General features: G+C 61.6%; 3 protein-coding genes. 1 reads left to right on the forward strand and 2 read right to left on the reverse strand.

The window, feature by feature from the left end; all coding sequences use genetic code 11:
• A partial coding sequence (gene ung / locus BLX41_RS19960) for a uracil-DNA glycosylase (protein WP_259745027.1) occupies positions 1 to 469 on the reverse strand: 469 nt, incomplete at its 3' end.
• Positions 470 to 601: 132 nt separating this feature from the next.
• Between ung and BLX41_RS19965 the strand changes: the two genes are divergently transcribed.
• Positions 602 to 1,714 carry an enoyl-CoA hydratase/isomerase family protein gene (locus BLX41_RS19965; RefSeq protein WP_123726281.1) on the forward strand — a complete coding sequence of 371 codons (1,113 nt, stop codon included), beginning with the start codon at positions 602 to 604 and terminating at the stop codon, positions 1,712 to 1,714.
• Positions 1,715 to 1,763: 49 nt separating this feature from the next.
• On the opposite strand, the gene BLX41_RS19970 is transcribed toward BLX41_RS19965, so the two are convergent.
• Positions 1,764 to 2,156: hypothetical protein (locus BLX41_RS19970; protein ID WP_259745028.1), on the reverse strand; the 393-nt coding region annotated here is incomplete at its 5' end.

Here is a 2,156-nt window from a genome sequence, read left to right on the forward strand (position 1 = left end):
CCACTTCGATGATCCGATCGGTGAAGAACTGCCAACCCTTGCCCGCATGGGACGCCGCGTTGGCCCGCTCCACGGTCATGGTGGTGTTGAGCATCAGCACACCCTGGTCGGCCCAGCTTTGCAGGTAGCCATGGTTGGGAATGTCGATGTTGAGGTCACGCTTGAGCTCTTTATAGATGTTCACCAGCGAGGGCGGCGCTGGTACCCCGGGCTGTACCGAGAAGCACAAGCCGTGGGCCTGCCCCGGCCCGTGGTACGGGTCCTGGCCGAGAATCACCACCTTGACCTTGTCCAGCGGTGTCGAGTTCAAGGCATTGAAGATCATCGGACCCGGCGGATAGATTTCCTTGCCGGCGGCATGTTCCTGGCGCAGGAATTCGCGCAGTTCGCCCATGTAGGGCTGCTCGAATTCGGCACGCAGCGCCTCCTTCCAGCTCGGTTCGAGTTTGATACGATCGTCAGCAGTCATGGCCATGCCCGTGAAAAAACAATGGCCGCACCCTAGGAAAGCCGACTTCGCTTGTCAATTGATCTGACACAGAACCGGCACTTTCCCTACCAGCGATCATACTGATCGCTCCTATTTCCCCTCGAGGTCACGATGAACCTGCACGTCGAAGAACTCACCGGCACCGATGGCGCACGCATCGCCATTGCCACCCTGGACGCGGAAAAATCCCTGAATGCCCTGTCGCTGCCCATGATCCAGCAGTTGAGCGAGCGCCTCGACGCTTGGGCCAAGGATCCGCAAGTGGTCTGTGTGCTGCTGCGGGGTAACGGCACCAAGGCCTTCTGTGCCGGCGGCGAGGTACGCAGCCTGGCCCAGGCTTGCCTCGATCACCCCGGCGAAGTGCCGGCCTTGGCCGGGCATTTTTTCGCAGCGGAATACCGTCTCGACTATCGCCTGCACACCTACCCCAAACCCGTGATCTGCTGGGGCCACGGCTATGTGCTCGGCGGCGGCATGGGCCTGCTGCAAGGCGCCGGGATTCGTATCGTCACCCCCAGCAGTCGCCTGGCAATGCCGGAAATCAGCATCGGCCTGTATCCCGACGTCGGCGCCAGTTGGTTCCTCTCGCGGATGCCCGGCAAGCTCGGCTTGTTCCTGGGGCTGACCGGCGCCCACATGAATGGCCGCGATGCCCTGGACCTGAACCTCGCCGATCGCTTCCTGCTGGACGAACAACAGGAAGCACTGATCGAGGGGCTGTTGCAGTTGAACTGGCAGGAACAGACACCAAGGCAACTCAACAGTTTGCTCAAGGCGTTGCAGCAGGAAGCGTCGGCTCAACTGCCCGAGGCCCAATGGCTGCCGCGTCGGCAGCAGATCGACGCCTGGCTGGACGTCAGTGACGTGGCCTGTGCCTGGCGTGCCATCAGCCAGTTGCAGAACCACAGCGATGCCCTCTACAGCCGAGCGGCCAAGACCCTGGTCGAGGGCTGCCCGCTCACCGCGCACCTGGTATGGGAGCAGATCCGCCGTGCCCGCTACCTCTCTCTGGCTGAGGTATTCCAGATGGAATACACCCTGAGCCTGAACTGCTGTCGGCACCCGGAATTCGCCGAAGGGGTGCGTGCACGCCTGATCGACAAGGATCATCAACCCCATTGGCATTGGTCGGATATCAGCAGTGTGCCCGAAGCGGTGGTGGAAGCGCATTTCCACAAGGCCTGGGAAGGCCGCCATCCCCTGGCGGACCTGACGGATTACTAAAAAGCCTGTAGCCGCCGACAGCGGCTACAGGCTTTTGGCCTACAGAGAATCAATGGCCGCGACCGCCTCGCCCATGGTCGCCACGGTCACGATCGCCACGTCCGCCGTGACCGCCCCAATCCCGGTTGCCACCGTTGTTGCCCCAATTGTTGTTGCCCCGGTTGCTGTGGCGATCATGCCCGCCCCAACCCTGGTTCGGATAAGGCCGGTACACCGCCCGGGGTGGCTGGTGGTAGCGCGGAGCCGGTTGGTAATAACGGGGTGCCGGCTGGTAGTAGCGCGGTGCGTAGTAACTGCGGCCAGTGGAGTAATAGGAAGACCCACCACCGTAGTAATAGGCAGGCGCGGGGGAACTGTAGACTTCGGAGCTGTAATAGCTTGAACCTCCACCGTAATAAGGGACACACGCGCTAAGACTCAGACCCAGTAATGCAACAAGCAG

It is taken from the genome of Pseudomonas protegens (assembly GCF_003732485.1).
Taxonomy (GTDB): Bacteria; Pseudomonadota; Gammaproteobacteria; order Pseudomonadales; family Pseudomonadaceae; genus Aquipseudomonas; species Aquipseudomonas protegens_B.

What these genes read in the sequence shown, in the direction of transcription:
- BLX41_RS19965 (WP_123726281.1), top strand. Translation starts at nt 602, where the DNA reads ATGAACCTGCACGTCGAAGAACTCACCGGCACCGATGGCGCACGCATC.